The sequence below is a fragment of the Finegoldia sp. BIOML-A1 genome (genome assembly GCF_009678325.1).
GTDB classification, from domain to species: Bacteria; Bacillota; Clostridia; order Tissierellales; family Peptoniphilaceae; genus Finegoldia; species Finegoldia magna.
The window spans coordinates 192,796-211,323 of record NZ_WKZF01000001.1 but is presented as its reverse complement, the minus strand read 5'-3'; the positions used below and the strand labels follow the sequence as shown (position 1 = coordinate 211,323).

Genomic DNA, 18,528 nt, shown 5'->3' with positions numbered 1-18,528 from the left:
GCTATTTTAATAAAATATTTACGCCCTTTGATGATAAATCATTCAGCTCATCGATTTGTTCTTGATTAATTGTGGAATTTTTCTTAGCGAAAATCTTTCCCGGTGGATAAATCACGATATCATTGGTAATCTTTTTGTTCAGTAAATAATCGTATGTTTTATAAATTTTCGTAGAGTCTGATTTTTCATATGAACGAAGAGCTTCCAGCAAAATTTCAAAATCTTTTTTATCATCGGCAATCGTTGAAATCAATACGAGATTTTTGTAGTCTATCATTTCAATATAAATTCCGTTTTTTATCAAATGCTCATTCACATCACTTGGATTGTCGCATTCAAGGACAATTCTTGTAAAATCTCTCTTGCAATTTTTTTGAATAGGAGTTTTTCTTATGAAATCTAAGCCTTCAATCTCACTATAAAACCAATCTATTATTTCTTTTAATTCAGCGTATTTGCTCTCATTTTTAGTACAATAATTGACGGCATATTCCACAGATGTCATGAAAATATATGATGGGGAAGATGTCATAATCATTTGTAGATTACTCATAGTTTTATCTATCAATCTATCTTCCGAGTTGAAATTAATCGCAGCAGTTTGTGTGAATGCAGGCATCGTTTTGTGATACGAATTAATAGAAATATCACAACCTAGTTGCATTGCATTTTTGTCAAAACATTCCAATGCAAAATGCGTTCCGTGTGCTTCGTCAACAATAATCTTGATATTATTTTCGTGACAGTAAGTTACAAGTTTTTCGATAGGCTGATAAATCCCATAATAATTGGGGCGTGTTATAAGAACTGCTTTGATAGATGAATCTTTTTTCAAATTTTCTATCAAAACTTCTTGTTCACACACTCCATCACAGTCAATCTCCACAGATTCTCCGCGAGCAAGTCGTACGCCGTTGATTACGGATTTGTGGCAATTTTTCTCTACCAAAATTTTGTCGTTTTCATCTAATACGCTCATTATACTTGCGACTATTCCAGAGGTTGAACCATTGACAAGATACATTGATTTTTTTGCATGTGAAAAAAGGGCAAGATTATTCCTGCCCTCAGCTATAATATTATTTGCATGGTACAAATCATCTGTATCAGATAATTCAGTTACATCAATCTTCAAAATATTTTCAAGAAAATCGCTCATGCCTTCCAGCATCTTGCCCTTATGACCAGGCATGTGAAAGCTTACTTTTTCTTTTCTTTTTCTCAGATTTTCATACAAATTACGCATTCAACATTTTCTCCACTTCTACCATAATTGCACATTCAGTACGTTTCTTTTGCATTGCGCAACCCAATTCGTATGGCTTGTAAATATCGTTATTAAAATTGTACGCATTTGCATGGCAACCACCAGAACAGTAGAATTTGCACCAACAATTTTTGCAATCTTCTTTTGTAAATACGTGACAATTCAAGAATTCTTCACGCAAATCTTCTGGTAAAGTTAGATTTTCATCTAAAATATTTCCCATTTTGAATTTTTCGTTGCCGACAAATTGATGACAAGGATAAATATCTCCTTCTGGAGTAACTGCAATGTATTCGCATCCAGCTCCACAACCTTGCATTCTTTTTATTACACATGGACCTTGAGTCAAATCAACCATAAAATGGAAGAACTTAAAGTTAGAACCATTAACTTGATCCTTTGCATAATCCACTGCCAATTTTTCGTATTCATTCAAAACAGTGTCCAAATCTTCCTTAGTAATAGCGTAATCGTCATAATCGCTGTCTACAACAGGTTCGATACTTGACAATTCAAATCCCAAATCTTTGAAATGTTTTACATCTTCTGAGAAATCCAAGTTTTTCTTAGTGAAAGTTCCTCTTACGTAATAATATTTTCCTTTTCTTCCTTTAATAAGCTTTTGGAATTTAGGAACGATTAAATCATAAGAGCCCTTATCGTTCAAAGTTTTTCTCATATTATCGTTGACAGATTTTCTACCATCAAGACTAAGAACTACGTTGTGCATATTTTCGTTGATAAAATCAATCTTGTCATCGTCCAACAAAACGCCGTTAGTAGTTATCGTAAATCTGAATTTCTTACCTTTTTCATCGGCTATTTCATTGCCATATTTTACTAATTTCTTTACAAGTTCGAAATCCATCAGAGGTTCTCCACCGAAGAAATCCACTTCCAAGAATTTTCTTGAACCGCTATTGTCAACCAAATATTTCAAAGCTTTCTTGCCGACTTCTTCAGTCATATAAGCTTTGTGTCCACCGAAATCACCTTGTGAAGCAAAACAATATTCGCACTTCAAGTTACAATCGTGAACAACGTGAAGACACATTGCCTTTAACACAGGTTCTCTCTTTTTGAAATCTTCAATGTGAAGATAATCATCCGATGAAAAAAGCATATTCGCTTTTTCCAATTCTGCAATTTCCTTGATAGAATCTCTGACAGATTCTTCAGGATATTGAGCTAATTTTTCTACTATTTCATCTGCACTTAAATCTTTGTAATAATCAAGTACATCGTAACTTATGTCGTCAAAAACATGGACACTTCCACCGTTTACATCTAAAACAATGTTGTGGCCATTCATTTTGTATTTATGTATCATATAATTCTCCTTTCAGCTACCGTACTATTTTATAGAAAATTATGAATTAAGTCAATAAAAAACGAAAACCACTCAAAAGAGTGGCATTAATTTAATAATCGCATATCTGATTGTTTACTTAAAAGTCTTCAATCATTATGTAAACAAGATTATCTATTTTCGTTTTCACATTCTTGGTTAGCAACTGTGCAAGAAGTTTTGCAAGCTGATTGGCAAGATGTTTGGCATTCACCACAACCACCTTTGCAAGCTGATTCTTTCAAAGTGTTAGGTGTTAAAGTTTTAATATGTTTTTCCATAATATTCACCTCAAAATAATTATATCATAAATTCTAAAAAAATGTGAGAGATAATATTTCGGGTGTATAATCAAAAAAAACATTGCATAATAATAAAATAAGTGATATATTTAACTTAAAGGGGGAGATTAAAATGTTCAAATACATTACTCATAACAAAAAATTATTCTATTTAACTCTTCTTACAGCGCCTATTGCCGTTGGATTTGATATTGGCTTGGCGTGGCTTTTAAGAATTATAACAGATGCAGGAACTAATGGAGAAGAACAACTTTTGCCCAGATTAATTCTAATTTCTGTGTTGTACATAATTTTTGCAAGTATTTCCGATTTGCTATATCGAAAAAGCACAGTAGAACTTACGAATAATTGTATATATAATGTTAGAAATGATTTGTTCAACAGTATAACAGACGAATCTCTAATCAAAATATCCAAACAAAATAGTGGATATTATATATCGATGTTTTTGAATGATTTGGAAGATTTGAAGATGGATTATTTCAAAAATATGGTGTCTTCATATCATGAAATTCTCAATTTCGTAATATCCTTAGTCTTGCTTGTCAAAATCGACATAATAATGGCAATCACAATAATAATATTTTCCGTGGTGCAACTAGCAGTGCCATTTATTTTCGAAAAATTAATCGAAAAAAGACAAGAAGAACTTATGAATATAAGAAATGAATATACGTCTAGTTTGCAAGAATTCGTGAACAATTTCAATTTGATTAAGTTTTTCAAAAAAGAAATTATTTTTCAAAAAATTAACCAAGATAAATCCATTGAATATCGTAACGCATCAAATACTAAGGAAACTTTGAGCAAAACTATTTACGTTTTATCATTTGCTAGTTCATTGGCAATGTATTTGGGTTGTATGTTGGTCGGAATTTGGCTAGTATTTAAAGACAGAATAACCATTGGTCAAGTAATAGAATCAAGTCAACTTATGGCTTATGTGACAGGACCGTTATTAAATTTCACAGATATAATGACAAGCTTTAAATCATCAAAACCAGTCCAAAACAAAATTATGAATTTCATCTCAGAAGAAAAACCTGTTGAGGTAGAAGATGAATTCGAATTTAATAATTTGAAATTAAACAATATTTCGTTCAAATATCCAACAAGTGACAAATACGTTTTGAAAAATTTGGATTTTACATTTGAAAAAGGCAAAAAATACATTATTATTGGAGAAAGTGGAACGGGCAAATCAACTATATTCAAGATTTTGCAAAAACAAGAAATAGCAACCGAAGGAGAAGTTCAGCTTAACAATAAAAATATTTTGAATATTACAGATAGCACATATTATTCTAAAATCGGATTTGCAACACAAGACACTGGAATATTCACAGCTAGTATCAAAGACAACATATCCTTGTTTGACAACAAACCTGTAGATAAAACAATCATTGAACAATTGGGATTAAATACTTTGATTAATTCCAAACCAAAAGGAATTGACACTGTAATTTCCAGTGAAGACAAATCTATCTCAGGTGGAGAAAAACAACGAATTGCCATTGCAAGACTACTAAATGAAGACTTTGACTGTATTTTATTAGACGAATCAACATCCTCATTGGATAAACACAGTGTAGATATTGTTGAAGAATGCATACTTTCGAAAAAAGATTTGACAGTAATTGCAATTACACATCATTTGACAAGTAAAGCAATTGAAATGAGCGATTGTATTTTAAAATTAGAAGACGGGAAATTAGTACCAGTTACAATGTAAACTAAAAGAGGTTAATAATATGGGAACTAAAAACACTTATAACAACTATCAATTTTATGAAACACCAGCATTGACTAAATATTTGGAAGAACAATCAATAAAAGGCTATAGTTTTTGTGGCGCAGTGGGAAGTTTTTTGGATATACTGAAGTTTCGCTATGATGAAAACAAAGCCCCACAATCTTATTGTGTCTTACGTAAGCGTTTTGACAAACATATCGATGAAAAAATACAAATCATGAAAACTAATTCTCAGATGATTTATGAAAATAATGTGTATGTTGTATTTTCGAATCAAACAGATAATGAGTTTAAGAATTTGGAACAAATACTGAAAAAACAAGATGATTTGCAAGCAGTTTCCATCAAAAAATCCATATCATTCATTGCAGTATTATTGGTGATTTCTCTGATTAGTTTGGTGATAAATATTTTATTTACGCAAGAAGAGAATTTGCAGTTAAGAAATTTGAATGTGGGAGTTTGTATTTCTCTAATTATTAATTTCTTGATTTATTTTATTGGAGATTTGCACGATTATTTTTCGGGAAAAGCAGTAATAACAGACGGGAAGCTAATATTTAATAACCGCACCAAATTAAAATATACGCTATTTCGATTTGGAGATGTACTTAAATTCGCAATATTATTGGTAAGTATATTTCTTAGCATAAAAGTTGTGCTACAAACAAGTGATCCTGCGGTTACAGTTAATGTTTTAAAAATGTGGTCGATATTTTGTATTGTGGGATTTGGTTCAAGGATAAAATTCCAAAAATCATATATCGCATTGCTTTTTATCGAAGTATTTCTAATAACACTTGGAGCGTTGTAGAAAACAAAAACTAATTTCTATGTAAAAAATTGCACGATTAATCTCGTGCTTTTTTTATTGCTAACATGTAGCAGGAAATTGTTTTTTTAGGATATAATATATAATGATATTGAAAGTATAAACATGGAGCGAATTATGATAGAGATAAACAACTTGAAAAAAGATTATGAAATAATTAAGAGAAAAAGTTTATTAAACAAAGAAAGAACTATCGTGAATGCAGTGAAGAAGATTTCTTTTAAAATTGAAGATGGAGAAAGGGTCGGACTCATTGGGCTTAATGGAGCTGGCAAGACTACTACGATTAAAATGATGACTGGAATTTTGTATCCAACGGATGGTTTTATAAAAGTGAATGGATTCACTCCGTCTGATAGGAAAAAGGAATTCTTGAATGAGATCGGAGTATCAATGGGACAACGTTCGTGTATGTTTTACGATATTGATGTGATAGAATCTTTCAAGTATTTCAAAGAAGTTTATGAAATTTCAGATGAGGATTTTGAGGAAAGACTACAAGAATTTGATAAAGTTCTTGGACTTTCACAACTTTTACATACTCCTGTAAGAAAATTGTCTTTCGGTCAGAGAATGAAGTGTGAATTGGCAGTGAGCATTATTCATTTGCCGCGAACGATATTTTTGGATGAGCCTACTATTGGTCTTGATGTTGTGGTTCAAGAAAATATATTTGAGTTTTTGAATATGATAAACCAAAAATACAATTCTACGATCATATTGACCACACATGAGATAGAAAATATAGATAAATTTTGCCCTAGAATTATAGTATTAAATCATGGAGAAGTGATTTACGATGGAAGGTGTAATAAATTTTTGGATAGGGATAAGTACAGAAAACTAACTGTATCTTCAAAATACGTTAATTATTTGAAGGATTTTAATCCAGAAATCGACAATGAGAAGGCGACAGCTTTATTGACAATCGATCAGTTAAATAGTGTAGATATTTCACAATTTTCTAAGTCCGAATTCACCATCGAAGAATTGAGTTTGGAAGATGTTTTGAAGACTAAATTGAGGGGTGAATGATGAAATTATTTGCTTGTTCTCTAAGAATTGCTTTGAAAAAGATGCTTGCTTATCCAAATGAAATAATCATGATATTTTTTCACAGCCTTTTCCAATTATTGTCGACGATTTTGTTTTGGGTTGTGTTATTTGACAATGTAGATTCTTTTGGATACGACAAATCTTTTATATATTTGTTGGCAATGGTCGGGATGTTATCGTCGGCTATTGAAGAAATGTTTTTCGGACTCAGAGATTTTGAGTGGTTGGTGCGTGACGGAAGTTTGGATAGGTATTTGTATCGCCCTCAAAATACTTTGTTTATGATAATGATAGAAAATATTCCACTTGTTGCATTTATTGAACAACTAGTGCTTGGAATTGTCGGAATAATTTTGGTAGTAGTGAAGTTTGATATCGCGATTTCTTTTGTAGCTGTATTAAAGATGATAATTCTTTTAATAATAGGGAACATTTATTATCAAACGATTTATGCGACTATAACTATGCTGAGTTTAAGATTTGAAAAAATATCGACATTAAGGGATTTGATTTTCAATTTTAATTTTTCAAAAAATTATCCTACTACAATTTTCCCGGATTTTTTGAGAAAATTTCTGACTTATGTAGTTCCTGTTTCTTTGATAGCATTTGTTCCAACACTAGCTTTAAGCGGAAAACCTACTAGACATTTTCCTCTAATATTAATTTTTTTAGCAGTGAGCTTGATGATTTTATACATTGTGTACAATCGTGGACTTAGAAGATATTCTTCAAATGGAGGTTAGAATGAAAAAATACTTGCAGTCTTTGAAAATAGAATACCTAAATTCAAAAGAATACTTTATTTCTTTTGTTTCCTCCATATTTTATATACCAATTACAATAATTGTTTATTATTTTTTGTGGAAATTCATAATGAAAGAACAAGCTGATATTGCTGGAATGAATTTTGATGATGTGATTGCGTATTTCATGACGATTTTGGTAGTAAAAAATTCAATATCAAATACAATGGCTGAAACTTATTACATATTTCAAGATATAAATTCGGGAAATATTGATACTCTGATAACTAAGCCAATTTATTATCCTCTTTCTAGATTTTGCATATCTATAGGAAGAGTTGTAATATCAATGCCTTTGGGGATAGTTTTTTGGATAGCAGTTCAGTTGTATTTCAATAAGTTTTCATTTGCATCGCTTGGTTATTTTATAATATCCTTGTTTCTAGGATTTTGTTTGATGTTTCAAGTGTTATGCATTTTAGGATTACTAACATTTTGGTTAAAATCTGTACTTAGTCTCAGAGATATTTTCTGGTATATTCTGGCAATATTTTCAGGAGAAGTAGTTCCTTTAGCGTTTTTCTCCGGAAAATTTGAAATGATAAAACACAATCCTCTTGCAGGAATTTATTACATTCCTGCAAACATAATTAACTCAAACAATATGAAGGCTTTGATTTTGGAACAAGTAATTTACATCGTGATTTTTTCCATAATAATTTATTTTATGTGGAGAAGAGGAATAAAACATTACGAATCACAAGGCGGGTAAATATGATTTTGATATTAAATAATATATATGATAGGATTAAATTAGCAATGGATGTGAGTTTATTTATGTTTACAGTATTAAGAGAAGGTGGCAGTGGCGGAGAAGATAAATGCCCAAGAAGAGCTTAAATATTGAATTGTAAAAAAGAGAAAGCAAAAATGAGCGAATATTCTTAAAGTTGGTTTTATATCTAATTTTTGAGAATCAGTTCAAAATGTTTCCTTTTTTTATAATAAATGAAAAGGTTTAAAATAAATTGTAATTATGAATCTATAAATTATTTGAATAAATTATATTTTTTGTTTGAATTGTCAAATGAATTTGGTGTTTACATAGAAAACCCATTGGGGGTGATAAATAATGTTGAAATTAAAAAGATATGTTTCAAATAAAAGCCTTGCCATTTATTGTTTGATAAATGGTCTATTAAAAATTTTGTTTTTAGTATCTCCACTTGTTGCAAAAAAGTTTATAGATAATGCAATGAATAAAAATTTTAATAATATGTTGATTTTTGGACTGATAGATGTTTTCTTATTTGTATTAACTCAGGTTGTATCTTATATATTTGATATTTTCAGTAAAAAAGTAGAAACATCAGCAATATCTAATATTTTCAAAGAGGTAAATGAAAATTTGGATACATATAGAGTAAAAGAACATTCAATTAATAGAGATAGGATTAATCAAGAAATAACAAATAATCTTACATTAATAAAAGGCTTTATTGTAGATATACCTGTTAGTATTGTATTTTCTATTATTACTATGATAGCAATATTTTTAATAATGTTAAAATTGTCTATTAGCTTAGCATTAGTTATGATAATTGTAGTCCCAGTAGGTGCATATATATCATATAAATTAGGTTATTTGATTTCAGATTATTCGGAAAAGGATTTAACGAATAATAGAGATATTAAGGGATATCTGCTAGATAAATATTCTATTACAAAGTCAGAAAGACTTTTAAAAAAAAAGCAGATGTTTGATATAAAAATTTTATTAGAAAATTATGAAAATACCTTAAATAAAAAATATAAATTAGAATCTCTTGTAAATAATATGATGATTTATTTTGTTTTAAATGGTGTAATAATTTCTATGTATTTGATTTCTGGATATTATGTGTATAGAAATATGATTACAATAGGTACTTTTTATGCTACACAACTTTATGTGTCTAGATTTTGGACACCAGTAGAATATTTGTTTGACATAAGAAATCAATATTTAACAGCAAAGCCAGCAATAAATAGTTTTTTGAATTTTATGGAAGTAAAAAAAACAAGATACAATTATGATATTATAAAAGAAATAGAATTGGTGAATTTTGAATGTTTGAGTAATAAAGGGAAAGTATTAAATGAAAAAATTTCTATGAAATTTGATAATAAAAATATAAATATAATTTCTGGAGATAATGGTGTAGGAAAAACAACTGTGATAGAATCTATTTTGAATTATACTGATAGATACAATGGAGATATATTAATAAATGGAAGAATATTAAAAGAGAGCTACTATGATATGGTGTACATATCATCTGATTATAATATATCTAATTTTGGATTGTTATCTGATAAAATAAATTTTTCTTCTGGACAAAAGAAAAAAGCACAAATAGAGTTAGCATTAAATACGGATAAGAGTGTTTATATAATAGATGAACCTACTAATTTTTTAGATGAAGAAAATAAAATCAAAATAGCGAATATGATAAATGAGTTGTATTTTAAAAAGAAAATAGTGATTTTGATTACGCATGATAGCGAAATTATTAATATGATAAAAAATAAAAAAATGTATTTTTTAAAAAAATCTGCATGAGATTATACTCGTGCAGATTTTTCATTTATTAGCATTCTTTGTTTTCTTCTATTGTTTAAAAAGTTAATCAATGCTCCGCTGAATATCAATACATATCCGATTATACTTAAATAATCAGGGATTTGATGCAAGAATAAAAATCCGAACAATCCTGTAAAAATTATCGTCGAATAATCAAACACTGAAATTTCAGATGCAGGAGCGAATTTGTAAGCTAATGTTATTCCAAATTGTCCGATAAGGGCTGCAAGTCCAACGCCGATAAGAGCAAGGATTGATGATGTTCCCATTGGAACAAAATTAAATATCATAAAAGGAATACATACTATACACGAAAATCCAGAGAAAAACGCAACGATAAACGAACTATTAACTCCTAGAGTGTTCAATTTTCTAACGCAAGTGTAAGCTCCGCCTGCGCAAATTCCACCCAAAATTCCTATTAAATATGGAAGGATTTCTTGGATTTGTAGTGTAGGTTTTACGACGAATAAAACCCCTACAAATGCTATCAAAATCGAAATTATGTGTTCCTTTCTCAAATCTTCTTTTAGGAAAATCCAAGACAAAATCAAAGTCGCAAATGGAGCTAGTTTGTTGAGAACTGATGCATCAGAAATAAACAAATGATCCAACGCATAATAATTACAAAAAATTCCTGCAGTACCCAAACTTGCTCTCAAAATCAAAGTTTTCCATGGGATTGACTTAATATCGTGAAGTTCTTTTACTTCTTCTTTTTTATTTGATTTCAATAAAAGCGCGAATGCCACCAAAAAAGCAATCAAATTTCTGAAAAAACTTTTTTGAATAGTTGGCAAATCTCCAGCAAGTGGTATGAATAAATTCATAAGAGCAAATCCAAATGCTGATAATAATATTGCTATAATACCTTTAGTTCTATTATTCATTTATTACCTCCGTATTAATAAATGATATCATAAAACAATGTAGATTTGAAATTTATTCTATTTCGCAAGATTTTATTAGGTGGTATAATCAAAAAAGAGAGGAATTTGTGATTATGAAAACTAAAGCGAAAAAATATTTTATTTATTCAAGTTTGTTTTATGTATTTATTTTTGTGCTTGATTTTTTAGTGTCTGTAATTACATCAAATTTTGCAGACGAATTTGTAAAACTAAATACAGTAGAATTTCAAAATACAATAAAAACTATGTTAATTATAATATTAGTATTTGGTGTGAAATTTTTATTAGAAAAACTGATACCTTATAAATTAGAATTAATAAAACATCAATTAAAATTTCAGTTTAAAAACAATATACTAAAAGATATTTACAATTTACGAAAAGAATTGTTATTCGAATTGTCAGGAGAGCAAGTTTTGCAAATTGTAGATAAGGATAGCGAAATCGTAGCAAGTTTTAGGTATGAATATTTGGTAGAATTTTTTTCTTCATTATTTATTTTTGCGATGGTACTTGTTTCATTTTTGGTTTTAAGTTATAAGGTGACTTTTATTTTTGTTTTATTAGCTATTTTGCAAGTAATACCGCCAATAATTACTAAAAATAGCTTATATAAGATTTACATGGATACTAGAAAAATAGAACAAGATACTACTAACTGGATTATTTCAGCATCAGAAGGAAGAGATGTTTTGAAAACTTTTAATGCGACTGATTGGTATTTTAAAAATAAAAGGAATTTAGATGAACTGAATGTAAATGCTGGTACTAAGGCTGAAATTGCATTTGCACTTGAAAATGCGATGTATTCTCTGTTAGATTTGATTTTAAAAATAGTTAGTTATGCAATTATTGGTATGGCAATCTATAATCAGGAAATTACCATTGCTGATTCGGTGTTTATGATTATGTTACTGAGTACGTTTTATTCCAATTTTGAGAATATAACAAAATATATTTCGAAGGTTCAAGAATTCAATGTATCAAAAACTAGAATAAATAATATTTTAAATAAAGATATTAATAGTAACGATGTAACAGTTTCAGATACTGATTCTCTAATAGATTTAAAAATTGAAGATTTAGATTTTTGTCAAAATTTAAATGGAACAAATTTTAAATTAGAAAAAGGAGATAAAATTCTAATTTCTGGGAGTAATGGCAAAGGAAAAACAACAATTTTCAATTTGATTTTAGGACTTTTACACTCAAATAGCAAATTGGTTATTAGAGATATTCCAGAAAGACTTATAAGTTATTTAAATCAAAATGATTTATGTATTTCTTTTACAATGAGAGAGATTATGGGTATGCTTGAAGGAAAAGAATACGCTAAAAAAGTCCAAGAACTCTGCAATTATTTTGGGATTAAGGAGCTTGAATGGAGTAAATACTTAGATGAATTATCAGGTGGAGAAAGGAAAAAATTTGCATTAGCAGTTTGTCTGGCATCTGATAAGAATATACTTTTGTTAGATGAACCGACAAATCATTTAGATGATAAATCAGTGGAAAAACTAATCGGTGTTTTAAGATCTGATTCACGAGAAATGATTGTAATTAGTCATGATGAAAGGTTAAATAAAATATGCAATAAAACTTTAGATTTAGATAGCGGTGATAATTATGTATAAGGATTTATTCAAGTCTATGAGACTTGGCGCAATAGTAGGCCTGATTAGCAATATAATTCAAGATGTGTCAGCAGTTTTCATAGCGACTGTTTTGGGAACTTTTACATCTGCAGTATTGAATTCAGATATAAAAATGATGAAATCTTCAATATATAAGTTGCTCATTGCTATTTTGATTACTGTAGTTTTGATACCTATTTTTCAGATTTTATCAAATAAAATTATCCTGAAAAATAGTTTTACTCACGAAAATTTGCTAATAGACAAATACTTAAAATTTGATGAAAGTATTTTAAGAGATATAAAATCTTATAAATTTGACAATATTATAGAAAAAGAAGCAACTATGCTTAGATTGTATTTTATATGGGCATTTCAAAATATTTCAGAAGCTTTAATAATAGTTTTAATTTTGATAATAAGCTTGAAAGAATTACCAATTTATTATTTCATATTCATAGTTGCTATGGGATTTTTAAGATTTGTATCATTTACTACTTTTAAGAATGAAGTTTCTGAATATACAAGAGATAAATTTACATTTAAAGAAAATGAAAGAAAAATATTATTTTCTTGCTCTTTTGAAAAAGATTGGTTGAAATTTAATAATTTGTACACAAAATTCATACAGGTATACAAAGAATTATTTGATGAATTTGTGAAAGATAAAGTAGCAAGAGGAGAAATGTATACAAAAACTCAAAACGCAGTAAGAAATTTAGCAGATGGATTGTTTTTAATACTAGTAGTGGGATTTGGAATTATTCTATGTTCCAAGCAAATTATAGGAATCAATTCAATAATAAAAGTTTTAGCTATGTCTGTTGTTATCAATAAATTTTTCGATTGTGTGAAAAAGTCCGTGGACTCATTTATTCAATTAAAAAGTTTAAAAGTTAATGTTGGAAAATTTTATTCACATATTTCTCAAAAGAAGAATTTTGATAATAAAACAAATCATATTGAAATTATTGCTGAAAATCTAAGTTACACGGTAAATGATAAAAACATTTTAAAACCTGTAAATTTTAACATAAAAAAAGGAGATAAAGTTAAAATATCTGGAGAAAATGGAACTGGAAAAACAACTTTAATTAAAATTTTAAGTAACATTTATACCGATTATAATGGAAATATTAGTATTAACAACACAGAGTTAAATAATGCGAAGAATATCAACATAAATTATTTTTGTCAAAACTCTTATGTTTTTCCAACTACTGTGAAAGAGAATATTTTCCTTGGAAAGGATAAAATAGATACTGTATTCACAGATAATAAGTTACTAATGAAAACAAATGTGAATGGTCTATCTGGTGGGGAAAAACACAAAATAACTTTAGATAGAGCGCTAATAGGAAACTCAAATATATTTATATTTGACGAACCACTCAATCACTTGGATAGCGAATCAACCGAAAAATTTCTGAAAGTTTTTGATGAAATTGAAGGAATAGTTATTTTTGTCGACCATAAAAATATAATTAAAAACTACAATAAAGAAATAATATTATCTCACTAAAAAATCTGCCTGTTTCAAGGCAGATTTTAGTTTTAATATGCGTTATTGTAAATTGTTTCGATGTCTGATGTTGACAAATCTGAGTAGCTTGTTTTATATGCGGCTGTGTTTTCAGCCATTTCTTTGATTTTGTCTTTTGGAATGTCAAGTTCACGAAGTGTAGTTGGAGCTCCGATTTCTTTGAAGAAGTTTTGTAGTGCTTCGATTGATTCTAGTGCTAATTCTTCATCTGTTTTTCCTTCTGGATCTATATTCCACACGTTGATTGCAAAGCTTCTGAATTTTTTCAAATGATTTTTGTAGACAAATTTCAAATAATTTGGATGAACTACTGCAAGTCCCATCCCGTGAGTTACATCAAAATATGCGGATAATGTGTGTTCCAATTTGTGGCTTAACCAATCTGAGCTTTTACCAGTGGCAGTAAGTCCGTTGATTGCAAGTGTACTTACCCACATTAGATTGCTTCTAGCTTGGTAATCTTCAGGATTTTTGAGAGCTACTTTGATACTGTCGATTACAGTTTTCATCAAGCTTTCTGATATATTATCTGTTGTGTTTTCGTAATCTGGTTCTGAAAAATATTCTTCCATTATGTGGCTGAACATATCGCAAGTTCCACTGATTAATTGATATTTTGGAAGTGAATATGTGTATGTTGGGTCGATTATTGAAAATACTGGATACAATAATCTGTGCCCGTAGCCGTATTTTTTCTTTCTTTCGATATTTGAAATTACACAACTACCGTCCATTTCACTACCAGTTCCAGCCATTGTAATTACTGTTCCAAGTTTGATAGCGTCTGTTGGTTTGTTTTTTTCTTCGAAGAAATAATCCCAGAAATCTTCATTAGTTTTTGCACCCATTGCGATAGCTTTTGAGCAGTCCAATGTAGATCCGCCTCCGACAGCCAGTATAAAATCAATGTCATTTTCTTTGCAGATTTTAATTCCTTCATAAACTTTGTCAGTTCTTGGGTTTGGAGTGATTCCAGAAAGTTCAAAAACTTCTTTGCCTTTCAAATTTTCCATAACATCATCGTAGACTCCGTTTTTCTTGATGCTTCCTCCACCATAAGTTACTAAAATTTTATTGTAATCTTTTAATTCTTCTTTTAGGTTTGTAACTTGACCTTTACCAAAATGTACTCTTACAGGATTGTAAAATGTAAAATTGTTCATAATGCCCCCTTGTTTTATTTTAAAATTTCTCTTATTTTAATATATATCCGATATTTGATTATTTAAAACAAAAAGCAGCGTAAAATTTGCGCCGCTTAATTCATTTCTTGTATTTTTTTGTAAACTATATCTTTGATTTCAGTTGAATCGAAAATCGTCGTGTCAATTTTTTTGATGTTTTGTAAATTATCGGGAATAGGCGATTTTATAAAAGAGTTTAACTTTTCCAAAGCCATATTTATATCCAAATCTTCATTGTACCCGAATGATTTCAACACATTTTCCGTAGAAGAATATGGTGATGTTGTAGCCATAATTATTGAAGGAGTGTAGTCATAAGAATCGATGACATATTTGTCGTAGGCAAGAGAAGCCATTGCAGTTTGAGGGGATAATGGATACTGACATTCCAAGAATAATCTCAAAATTTTCTGACTGACTTCATCACTTGTCATGCTGTAAGTTTCAATACAACTCAATTTTTGTAGTTCTTCAGGATACAAAGTGAATTTATTTTTCTCTCTAAAATCGGTGTAAATCTCTCTTATTCTATCTTGATTATTTATCAAATGATGTAGTAATCTTTCGATATTCGCCAAGACCAATCTTTCAAATGATGTGGATTCTTCACCGAAAACTTCGTCATAGACAAATTCTCCCGTATCCAAGAATTTTTTGAAAGACAATGGACTTTTTGTCGCACAAATTATTTTATTAATAGGAAGTCCCATTCTTTTTGCATAGAAACAAGCCATTATATTGCCGAAATTTTCCGTAGGAATACTTACGTTGATTCTTTTTCCAGCTTCTATCTCTCCGTATTTTACCATTGTCACATAACTGTAAAAATAATAAATAACTTGAGTGAGAACTCTGATTATATTCAAAGAATTGCACGTAGAAATCACCGATTCTTTTTGTGCAATCAAATTTTTGATATCAGAATCATTTATCAAACTATCCACTAATTTTTTACATTCATAAAAATCACCATCTACGCCAATTGCACAGACATTATCGGAAAGTGTGGATAATAATTTTGATTTTTCGATATCTGAGATATTATTTGGATAAAACACGAAAACTTTTGTGTTCATCTTTTTAAAATTCTCAATCGTAGACACAGAGATATCCGTGGAAGCTGTGAACAGGTATAAGTTTTTCACATCTTCATTATTATTCAAATTAATATCTATAAATTTAGAGATAATACTCAATGACAAGTCCCTATAAGACAGACTTTTGTTGTTGAAAAGTTCGACGTAGCATCTATCATTTGTTTTTCTCAAAAAAACATTAGGCTCATCTCCATCGTAAGCGTTATTTACAATGCTTGATATTGAATCTTCGTCAATATCAGTTAAAAAATGCTTCAAAATATATATAGCAAGTTCGTTATATGTCATATCTCTAAGCACATCAATATCGTACAAATTATCTAAATTCAAAGGAACGTAAATATCATCATTTATACAATTGAAGATTACTTCTTGAGAATCGATAGTTATTGAATTATCCCTAGTGCTAATAAATTTCATATTTCCTCCTAATATTATTCTAATTATATCATTTTATGAGATTTAAGTTAATCTTTTTAAATTTCGATAAAATTTGAGTAAAAAATGCCGAAAATATAACGAGAAGCTTATAACCATTGTTTATTTTTTTTTGAAGAGTATAATAATAGTAAAGCGTTTTCTAATCAATAGAATTGATTGTAGCTTTGGGTAAGAATTATAAAATTGAAGGAGAGAGGGCATTATGATAAAAGTAATTCTTAAAAAGAACATCAAGTTTATAGCAGTATCTTTGATTATGAGTTTAATTATGGTTGTGGCGACGTTGTCCGTACCATTTTTAAGTAATAAAATTTTCAGAGATATTACCAACATTCAAAGAAGTGATTTGTTCTTATTGTTTGGTATAATGGTGTTAAATTATTTTATTCAAATAGGGCTGATTTTGTTAAAAGAAAAAGTAGCGGTGAATGTGAATTCAGAAAACATGGATAATTTTATGAAAGATTTATTTCATGTGAAATACGACACTATGATTAATTTGGGAAACAATTCACTGATTACGAAGATTTCTAAGTTGACTAATTCTATTTACAGTTTTTTGATTGATGATGTAAATACAATGGTTAGTTCTATTTTGATAATTATTGGAGCTTTGATTTTTGTTTCAATTCAAAATATTTATTATGGTTTGATTTTACTGGCGATAATACCATTTACGTTTTTTGGATTTAAATTAATCAATAAGAAATTATCTGAAAAATGCGTATCACTATCTGCAATTACTTCCAAAAACTACCAAGATTTTAACAATATTTACAGCAATCCAGATTTTTTGAAACAATACTCCAAGTTTGATGGTTTTGATAATCTTATCAACAAGAAAATCGTGGAAATTTTTGAAGCACACAAAAGCGTTAATCAATTCGCAGGTGCAGCAAGCAGTAGTATTAGAATGTTTAACGAGCTTGTGCAAAACGCTTTGTTGATATGGATAAGTTATAATGTTACGATTGGAAATGCTAAGTTATACTCAATTGTGGTGTTTACTTTGGTAATCAATGTATTCTTCGATTCGTTGTATTCATTAAATGGAGTAAACATCGATTTAACGAATTTGAAGGTTGACTCTGGTTTTTATAAGGAAAATATTTTAGATAATTTGGAAAATAAAAATGATGTTGCAATTGAAAACACGATTAGCAAAGTGAAGTTTGAAAATCCTGTTGTGAAAATATTGGACACTGAGTTCAAATTTGATATTAATGAAGAATTTTATCCTTCAGATATCGTATACATAGACGCAAAAAGTGGTGCGGGTAAAAGTACACTTCTACGTTCGCTGTTGAATATCAGAGATGTCGATGGAATATCTATTAACGAAAAGTCCGTCAATTCATTATCTTTGGATGAATTAAGAGAAAAAGTCGCATACGTTCCACAAAATCCACTTATCATTCCTGCAAGTTTGAGGGAAAATATTTTGGTGGATACAGTCAAAGACAAATCTATCGATGAAAAAATATTGTCTATGGATGTTTTGAAGCCTGTGTTGAAGAATAAAAACTTGGATTCAGAAATTTTGGCAAATGGAGAAAACTTATCGGGAGGAGAAAAACAAAGAGTATCCATCGTTAGAAGTCTTATGAGAGATGCAGATGTTTATATTTTTGATGAAATAACTAGCAACTTGGATTCAGAATCACAGGAAGATTTCTTCTCGAATTTTATTAAAGATATCGACAATAAAATCGTGTTCATTATAAGTCATGATAAAAAAGTACAAAAATATTGCAACAAAACAATGCAAGTAAAATAAGAAACGAGCTGATT

Annotated in this window: 16 protein-coding genes; 10 read left to right on the top strand and 6 right to left on the bottom strand. The window is 29.2% G+C overall.

Annotated elements, in window-relative coordinates:
• Window position 1 precedes the first annotated feature (1 nt).
• The 3 genes from GKG00_RS00965 to scfA form a co-directional block, all read right to left on the bottom strand.
• Window positions 2–1,246 carry an aminotransferase class V-fold PLP-dependent enzyme gene (locus GKG00_RS00965; protein ID WP_154253775.1) on the bottom strand — a complete coding sequence of 415 codons (1,245 nt, stop codon included), beginning with the start codon at window positions 1,244–1,246 and terminating at the stop codon, window positions 2–4.
• Window positions 1,239–2,597 carry a thioether cross-link-forming SCIFF peptide maturase gene (gene scfB / locus GKG00_RS00960; protein WP_154253773.1) on the bottom strand — a complete coding sequence of 453 codons (1,359 nt, stop codon included), beginning with the start codon at window positions 2,595–2,597 and terminating at the stop codon, window positions 1,239–1,241. The genes GKG00_RS00965 and scfB overlap by 8 nt, the downstream gene beginning before the upstream one ends.
• Before the next feature lie 149 nt (window positions 2,598–2,746).
• Entirely contained in the window at window positions 2,747–2,896 is a 150-nt protein-coding gene (gene scfA, locus GKG00_RS00955) for a six-cysteine ranthipeptide SCIFF (RefSeq protein ID WP_002835215.1), read from the bottom strand.
• Between the two features lie 133 nt (window positions 2,897–3,029).
• Between scfA and GKG00_RS00950 the strand changes: the two genes are divergently transcribed.
• From GKG00_RS00950 to GKG00_RS00925, 7 genes are all read left to right on the top strand, one after another.
• Window positions 3,030–4,649, top strand: a complete 1,620-nt coding sequence (locus tag GKG00_RS00950) for an ABC transporter ATP-binding protein (protein WP_154253771.1) — start codon at window positions 3,030–3,032, stop codon at window positions 4,647–4,649.
• Between the two features lie 19 nt (window positions 4,650–4,668).
• Window positions 4,669–5,484, top strand: coding sequence for a hypothetical protein (locus GKG00_RS00945; RefSeq protein ID WP_154253769.1), 816 nt, complete (start codon window positions 4,669–4,671; stop codon window positions 5,482–5,484).
• A 135-nt stretch (window positions 5,485–5,619) separates the two neighbouring features.
• Window positions 5,620–6,537, top strand: coding sequence for an ATP-binding cassette domain-containing protein (locus tag GKG00_RS00940; RefSeq protein ID WP_154253767.1), 918 nt, complete (start codon window positions 5,620–5,622; stop codon window positions 6,535–6,537).
• Window positions 6,534–7,304, top strand: a complete 771-nt coding sequence (locus GKG00_RS00935) for an ABC-2 family transporter protein (protein WP_154253766.1) — start codon at window positions 6,534–6,536, stop codon at window positions 7,302–7,304. The genes GKG00_RS00940 and GKG00_RS00935 overlap by 4 nt, the downstream gene beginning before the upstream one ends.
• A 1-nt stretch (window position 7,305) precedes the next feature.
• Window positions 7,306–8,076 (top strand): ABC-2 family transporter protein, encoded by a 771-nt coding sequence (locus GKG00_RS00930; protein WP_241673628.1) that lies wholly within the window; start codon window positions 7,306–7,308, stop codon window positions 8,074–8,076.
• A gap of 2 nt (window positions 8,077–8,078) precedes the next feature.
• Window positions 8,079–8,204, top strand: coding sequence for a hypothetical protein (locus GKG00_RS09015; RefSeq protein ID WP_256369386.1), 126 nt, complete (start codon window positions 8,079–8,081; stop codon window positions 8,202–8,204).
• A 232-nt stretch (window positions 8,205–8,436) separates the two neighbouring features.
• Complete coding sequence (locus tag GKG00_RS00925) at window positions 8,437–9,906, top strand: ABC transporter ATP-binding protein (RefSeq protein WP_154253762.1); 1,470 nt, start codon at window positions 8,437–8,439, stop codon at window positions 9,904–9,906.
• 2 nt (window positions 9,907–9,908) lie between these two features.
• Here the strand turns inward: GKG00_RS00925 and GKG00_RS00920 are convergent, their stop codons facing one another.
• Window positions 9,909–10,817, bottom strand: a complete 909-nt coding sequence (locus tag GKG00_RS00920; protein ID WP_154253760.1) for a DMT family transporter — start codon at window positions 10,815–10,817, stop codon at window positions 9,909–9,911.
• A 113-nt stretch (window positions 10,818–10,930) separates the two neighbouring features.
• On the opposite strand from GKG00_RS00920, the gene GKG00_RS00915 reads away from it, so the two are divergent.
• Both GKG00_RS00915 and GKG00_RS00910 read left to right on the top strand, forming a co-directional pair.
• Window positions 10,931–12,472, top strand: coding sequence for an ABC transporter ATP-binding protein (locus tag GKG00_RS00915; protein WP_154253758.1), 1,542 nt, complete (start codon window positions 10,931–10,933; stop codon window positions 12,470–12,472).
• On the top strand, window positions 12,465–13,994 hold the full coding sequence (locus GKG00_RS00910; RefSeq protein ID WP_241673627.1) for an ABC transporter ATP-binding protein/permease: 1,530 nt from the start codon (window positions 12,465–12,467) through the stop codon (window positions 13,992–13,994). Before GKG00_RS00915 ends, GKG00_RS00910 begins: the two co-directional genes overlap by 8 nt.
• A gap of 32 nt (window positions 13,995–14,026) precedes the next feature.
• Here the strand turns inward: GKG00_RS00910 and GKG00_RS00905 are convergent, their stop codons facing one another.
• Complete coding sequence (locus GKG00_RS00905; RefSeq protein ID WP_154253756.1) at window positions 14,027–15,178, bottom strand: iron-containing alcohol dehydrogenase; 1,152 nt, start codon at window positions 15,176–15,178, stop codon at window positions 14,027–14,029.
• Window positions 15,179–15,273: 95 nt separating this feature from the next.
• Window positions 15,274–16,716, bottom strand: a complete 1,443-nt coding sequence (locus tag GKG00_RS00900) for a threonine synthase (RefSeq protein ID WP_154253755.1) — start codon at window positions 16,714–16,716, stop codon at window positions 15,274–15,276.
• A gap of 223 nt (window positions 16,717–16,939) precedes the next feature.
• On the opposite strand from GKG00_RS00900, the gene GKG00_RS00895 reads away from it, so the two are divergent.
• On the top strand, window positions 16,940–18,514 hold the full coding sequence (locus GKG00_RS00895; protein WP_154253753.1) for an ABC transporter ATP-binding protein: 1,575 nt from the start codon (window positions 16,940–16,942) through the stop codon (window positions 18,512–18,514).
• Window positions 18,515–18,528 lie beyond the last annotated feature (14 nt).

What these genes read in the sequence shown, in the direction of transcription:
- GKG00_RS00965 (WP_154253775.1), bottom strand. Translation starts at nt 1,246, where the DNA reads ATGCGTAATTTGTATGAAAATCTGAGAAAAAGAAAAGAAAAAGTAAGC.
- scfB (WP_154253773.1), bottom strand. Translation starts at nt 2,597, where the DNA reads ATGATACATAAATACAAAATGAATGGCCACAACATTGTTTTAGATGTA.
- scfA (WP_002835215.1), bottom strand. Translation starts at nt 2,896, where the DNA reads ATGGAAAAACATATTAAAACTTTAACACCTAACACTTTGAAAGAATCA.
- GKG00_RS00950 (WP_154253771.1), top strand. Translation starts at nt 3,030, where the DNA reads ATGTTCAAATACATTACTCATAACAAAAAATTATTCTATTTAACTCTT.
- GKG00_RS00945 (WP_154253769.1), top strand. Translation starts at nt 4,669, where the DNA reads ATGGGAACTAAAAACACTTATAACAACTATCAATTTTATGAAACACCA.
- GKG00_RS00940 (WP_154253767.1), top strand. Translation starts at nt 5,620, where the DNA reads ATGATAGAGATAAACAACTTGAAAAAAGATTATGAAATAATTAAGAGA.
- GKG00_RS00935 (WP_154253766.1), top strand. Translation starts at nt 6,534, where the DNA reads ATGATGAAATTATTTGCTTGTTCTCTAAGAATTGCTTTGAAAAAGATG.
- GKG00_RS00930 (WP_241673628.1), top strand. Translation starts at nt 7,306, where the DNA reads ATGAAAAAATACTTGCAGTCTTTGAAAATAGAATACCTAAATTCAAAA.
- GKG00_RS09015 (WP_256369386.1), top strand. Translation starts at nt 8,079, where the DNA reads ATGATTTTGATATTAAATAATATATATGATAGGATTAAATTAGCAATG.
- GKG00_RS00925 (WP_154253762.1), top strand. Translation starts at nt 8,437, where the DNA reads ATGTTGAAATTAAAAAGATATGTTTCAAATAAAAGCCTTGCCATTTAT.
- GKG00_RS00920 (WP_154253760.1), bottom strand. Translation starts at nt 10,817, where the DNA reads ATGAATAATAGAACTAAAGGTATTATAGCAATATTATTATCAGCATTT.
- GKG00_RS00915 (WP_154253758.1), top strand. Translation starts at nt 10,931, where the DNA reads ATGAAAACTAAAGCGAAAAAATATTTTATTTATTCAAGTTTGTTTTAT.
- GKG00_RS00910 (WP_241673627.1), top strand. Translation starts at nt 12,465, where the DNA reads ATGTATAAGGATTTATTCAAGTCTATGAGACTTGGCGCAATAGTAGGC.
- GKG00_RS00905 (WP_154253756.1), bottom strand. Translation starts at nt 15,178, where the DNA reads ATGAACAATTTTACATTTTACAATCCTGTAAGAGTACATTTTGGTAAA.
- GKG00_RS00900 (WP_154253755.1), bottom strand. Translation starts at nt 16,716, where the DNA reads ATGAAATTTATTAGCACTAGGGATAATTCAATAACTATCGATTCTCAA.
- GKG00_RS00895 (WP_154253753.1), top strand. Translation starts at nt 16,940, where the DNA reads ATGATAAAAGTAATTCTTAAAAAGAACATCAAGTTTATAGCAGTATCT.